This window comes from Sphingopyxis sp. KK2 (assembly GCF_001990265.1).
Taxonomy (GTDB): Bacteria; Pseudomonadota; Alphaproteobacteria; order Sphingomonadales; family Sphingomonadaceae; genus Sphingopyxis.
The window spans coordinates 1-4,420 of sequence record NZ_LYVN01000216.1; the positions used below are offsets into that span (position 1 = coordinate 1).

General features: G+C 67.5%; 6 protein-coding genes and 1 pseudogene. 6 read left to right on the forward strand and 1 reads right to left on the reverse strand.

Going from position 1 to position 4,420, the window contains the following annotated elements:
* Both B1A78_RS22865 and B1A78_RS20570 read left to right on the forward strand, forming a co-directional pair.
* Nucleotides 1-498 (forward strand): annotated as a pseudogene (locus B1A78_RS22865) (hypothetical protein); the annotation flags it as partial.
* A 60-nt stretch (nucleotides 499-558) separates the two neighbouring features.
* Nucleotides 559-1,113 (forward strand): DUF4440 domain-containing protein, encoded by a 555-nt coding sequence (locus tag B1A78_RS20570; protein WP_077148733.1) that lies wholly within the window; start codon nucleotides 559-561, stop codon nucleotides 1,111-1,113.
* Here B1A78_RS20570 and B1A78_RS20575 read toward each other — a convergent pair.
* Nucleotides 1,100-1,390 carry a TM2 domain-containing protein gene (locus B1A78_RS20575; protein ID WP_077148734.1) on the reverse strand — a complete coding sequence of 97 codons (291 nt, stop codon included), beginning with the start codon at nucleotides 1,388-1,390 and terminating at the stop codon, nucleotides 1,100-1,102. The two genes, B1A78_RS20570 and B1A78_RS20575, sit on opposite strands and share 14 nt — an antisense overlap.
* Nucleotides 1,391-1,581: 191 nt before the next feature.
* Between B1A78_RS20575 and B1A78_RS20580 the strand changes: the two genes are divergently transcribed.
* From B1A78_RS20580 to B1A78_RS20595, 4 genes are all read left to right on the forward strand, one after another.
* A complete protein-coding gene (locus tag B1A78_RS20580) occupies nucleotides 1,582-2,172 on the forward strand; it encodes a hypothetical protein (protein ID WP_144037939.1) in 591 nt (196 codons plus the stop codon).
* 158 nt (nucleotides 2,173-2,330) lie between these two features.
* Nucleotides 2,331-3,275 carry a hypothetical protein gene (locus B1A78_RS20585; RefSeq protein WP_218668016.1) on the forward strand — a complete coding sequence of 315 codons (945 nt, stop codon included), beginning with the start codon at nucleotides 2,331-2,333 and terminating at the stop codon, nucleotides 3,273-3,275.
* Nucleotides 3,272-3,550, forward strand: coding sequence for a hypothetical protein (locus B1A78_RS20590; RefSeq protein ID WP_077148737.1), 279 nt, complete (start codon nucleotides 3,272-3,274; stop codon nucleotides 3,548-3,550). Before B1A78_RS20585 ends, B1A78_RS20590 begins: the two co-directional genes overlap by 4 nt.
* Before the next feature lie 239 nt (nucleotides 3,551-3,789).
* Nucleotides 3,790-4,420 (forward strand): hypothetical protein (locus B1A78_RS20595; RefSeq protein WP_077148738.1); only part of this gene is annotated, 631 nt, incomplete at its 3' end.

Genomic DNA, 4,420 nt, shown 5'->3' on the forward strand with positions numbered 1-4,420 from the left:
CGCGTCGTCATCCTCGCACGCGGCGAAACCGTCGGCGCCATCCCCGAATATCGCGCCGCCTTTCCCGACCGTTCGCTCGACGCGCGCTTCTGGGGCGGCTTCGGCGCGACGCCGACGCTGCCGATCGTCGCGGGGACCGAGGCGAACCTGATCGACGGGCAGAATGGTGAAAATGTCTTCATCCATGAATTCGCGCACAGCGTCGCCGAAATGGCACTCGCCGCCGATCCCGCCTTCGCACGCGATCTCGCCGCCGCCTGGACGCACGCGCGCAAGGCCGGGCTGTGGGCGAAAACCTACGCCGGCTCGAGCCGCAACGAATATTGGGCCGAGGGGGTGCAAAGCTATTTCGACGTCAACCGCGAAGGCCCGCCCGGCGGCGACGGCGTCCACAACGACTGCAACACCCGCGCCGAACTGCGCCGGTGCGATCCGCAGCTCTTCGCGCTGATCGACCGCGTCTATGGCGGCGCGGCGCTGCGCGATGCGTGGGACTGAGCGCGCTTGCATCGCCGCGCCCAAACTGTATTATAAAAATAACACAGCAGGACAATCGCCATGCCCCTCTCGCTCCTCCTCGCCGCCGCGCTCGCGGCGCCCGCCCCCGCGCCGATGCCGACCGGCGACGCGCTCGACCGCGCGATCGCCGATCTCGACGGGCGCCTGTTCTGGGCGGTGTTCGAAGGGTGCGACGCCGCCGCGCTGCCCGACCTGCTCGCCGGCGATTTCCGCATGGTCCACGACAAGGGCGGGCTTGCCGAGCCCAGCCGCGACGCGATGGTCGCCGACGTCGCCAAAAGCTGCGCCGACCGCCGCCCCGGCGGCGCGCAGGCGGGCTATCGCAACCGCCGCCAGCTCGTCCCCGGATCGCACCATGTCCGCGCGATGGGCGACTGGGGCGCGCTCGAGGAGGGCGCGCATGTCTTTTTCGAATGGAATGCGGCGGGCGCCCGCTGGGACATGGTCGGCGGCGCCCATTATATGCATCTGTGGCAATGGATGCCGGCCGAGGGCCGCTTCCGCCTGTCGCAAAGCTACAGCTACGACCATGCCGGCGCGGCGCCCTATCCGCCCGCGCCCGTCGCCCCGGCCGCCGCGCTCAGCGCGCCATGAACGGGATCATGAAGGCGTCGGCGAGCACCCACATCCCCCAGAGCAGCAGCCCGATATAGAGGATCGGCGACAGGAACGCCGCGATGCCGAACACCAGCGTCCCCGCGAGCAACAGCACCATCGCGATGCCGCTGTTGTTATAGCCGAGATAGAAGCGGTGCGCCGCGATGCCGCCGAGGAAGAACCACAGCAGATACGCGACCACGATCGATTTCTCGTCGGGCCGCTCGAACCGGACGTTCGAAAAGGCGTAAAGGTCGCCATTATAGTCGGCCATCGCATTCCCCCGCTTGGCCGCGCCATCGGCGGCCGCTTCCCCGTCCCCCGCATCGCAGAAATTGCTGATTTATCCGTAAACGGCGCGCGCTTGACAGCAGCGCCCGCGCGGGGGCACCCGCGCTTGACAGTGGGGGCTGCGCGAGCGCACCCCGGTACGGGCGGCCGCGCCGCTCGGGAGAGACCTGACCGATGACCATGCGCCGCGCCGCCGCCCTGCTCCTGCCAGCCATGCTTCTGGTCACGCCGCCGCCCGTCGCCGCGACCTCGATCGTCGCGACCCCGCCGCACCGGACCGACCGCGCCTGCGCGCTCGCCGCCGATATCTTCGCCGGCCTCGTCGCCAATGCGAGCCCGCGCCCCAACGCGCTCCTCGCCGTCATCGTCACCACCGACGCGCTCGGCACCACGACATGGGAGGACAAGGACGCGCTCGCCGCCGAACTCGGCAGCCACAATGGCAAGCCCGACCGCGTCCCCCCGCGCCTGCTCTCGCTGCGCCGCATCGACGACGGCGGCGACAAGACGCAGGCGATCTATGTCGCAACGCTCGAACGCGACCGCTGGGAGCTGGAGCGCTATATGGGCGACGACGGCCTGCTCATGCCCGTCTACGAACCCGATCCGCATTATGAGGTGAGCACCGGCGCCTGGCTCGTCACCTTCCGCGGCAACCAGGTCACGACCTTGCGCGAGGCGGACGAACTCTGGCCGCTCGCCCGCGGCGACGCCGCGCTCGACTGCCGCGGCGCGACCAACCCCACCACCCTCGGTCGCCGATAATATACAGTTGCGAATCGAAAAATGCAGGCGTAACTTCCACTGTCTGGGCCTTCGCACAATAAAAAATAATAGAGACGCAATAGCGCGGTCATGGTTTCCGACCATGGCACCGCGCAATATTGGCGCCGCTTTACGGTGCGCGATTGGTGGGGGGACATATGGCTATTGCATTTCGCTCGATCGGAGCGCTTGCTTTCTTGGCGCTCGCGGGTTGCGCCGCGGTCGATGGCATGCCGTCGCCGGTGATGACGGTCCAACAGACCGATGCGATGGTGGCGCAATATCGGCCCGACGACGCGATCCGGCAGATGGGAAATATCGACCCGACCGACATCGGCGGCCGCAACACCTTTCGCAACCGCGTCATCGGCGCCTATCTCTTTGCGATCGACGCGCGCTATTTCGAATTTCAGCGCGGCCTGTCGCGGACCGGCAAGGTCAGCCATCTCGGCTTCGATGCACTGACGCTGGCGCTGACCGGCGCGGGGTCGATCTTCGACAACGCCGCCAGCGAACTCGCCGCCGTTGCGACCGCGACCGGCGGCGCGCGCGCCTCGTTCGACCGCGAACTTTTCGCCGACAAGACGCTGCCGATCCTCGTCTCGCTGATGGACAGCCGCCGGCTGCGGGTGCGCGCCGAAATCGTCCGCGGCATGTCGGAACCCGAGGGCGGCTATACGCTGGAGGAAGCGTTTTCGGACCTGATGCGCTACGAGGCGGCGGGCACCATCGACGGCGCGCTCGCCGACGCCGCCGAGGCCGCGGGCGAAAATGCCAAGGCGGCCAAATATGATTTCACCAAGGCCAAGGATCTGTGCGTCGTCGATGCGACCACCAACGCCAAGGCCGATGCGCTGATGCGCGAACTCGAACAGTTGGAAAAGGATGCGCAGGCGGACTCCAGCGTCGCGGTCGCCAAGCGCAAATCGATCCAGGACGCGGCCACCGCGCTCGGCATCGCGGCGCCCACCCCGCCGACCGATCCGACCACCGCGCTCAACATGCTCGCACTCGTCCGCGACGAACTCGAACTCCAGTGCAGCAGCAACGCGGTCGATGCTTTCCGCGCCAAATTGAAATCCGCAGGAGTCCCCTTGTCATGAGTGATACGATCATCCGGATGCACGCCGCCGACCTGCCCGGCATCGCCGAAGAAGCGCGTCGCCGCGAGCGGCTGCGCACGCTCGAAGCGCTGGAAACCAGCGACGGCAAGAATTACGCGGTCTATGACGACCCCACTTTTTCGCCCGACGGCGACATCGTCATTCTCGCCTTTCCCTCGGTCGACCCGGCGGGCAGCAGCAAGCTGTGCGACGGCCATCTCAAGATCGGCCCCAATATCCTGAAGGTGACCGCCTACCGGCTCCCCGCCGGATAGCGCGCCATCCGCCTTGCGGCTGAAGCAGCAAACCGCGGCGCGAAACAGGCCGATCGAGACCGGCCGCAACCGGCGCGCGCGCGCCGTCGCTCGGCAACGCTCGTCGTCGCCCTGCCCGGAAACAATGGCCCGCAGCGTTTCGTCGCAACGCAATCGTTAACGCCATTGACGCCTCGTTTGAATCCTGATTGTCACCGCTGATGGCGGACAGGGGGTCCGCCGTTTTGGGGGTTGCCTAAATGAAATCGAATCCGCTTGCGGGCGCCGTTGCGCTCGCCCTTGTCCTGCCTAGCTTCTCGCCTGCCTTTGCCCAGGACGCCACGGTCGCCGTGCCGCCCGTCGTCCCGACCGTGGTCGACGCCGCGCCCGTCGCCGCGCAGCCGCTTGCCGCGTCCAATGCGTCGCGCACGCTGCCGGCGAACACCGAAATCCTGCTCAGCATGAACGAGGAACTGACGACCAAGAAGAATGAAGAGGGCGACACCTTCTACATGACCGTCGTCCACAATGTGACCCACGACGGCTTTGTCGTGATCCCGAAGGGCTCGCGCGCCACGGGCGAGATCACCTGGCGCACCGGCAAGGGTGCCTTCGGCAAGTCGGGCAAGATGGAAATCGAGCTGCGCTACGTCGAAGTCGGCGGCAAGCGCATCCCGATCACCGGCACCTTCCGCCAGGAAGGCGAAGGCAACACCGTCGCGACCGTCGCCGGCGTCGTCGCGGTCGGTGTCTTCGCGGTGTTCATCACCGGCAAGTCGGGGCGCATTCCCGCCGGCCGCGAACTCAGCGTCCGCACCAAGGAAGAACTGGCCTTCGCGGTTCCCGCCACCCTGCCGACCGCGGCGCCCGCCGCGGTGATGGCCTCGGCCG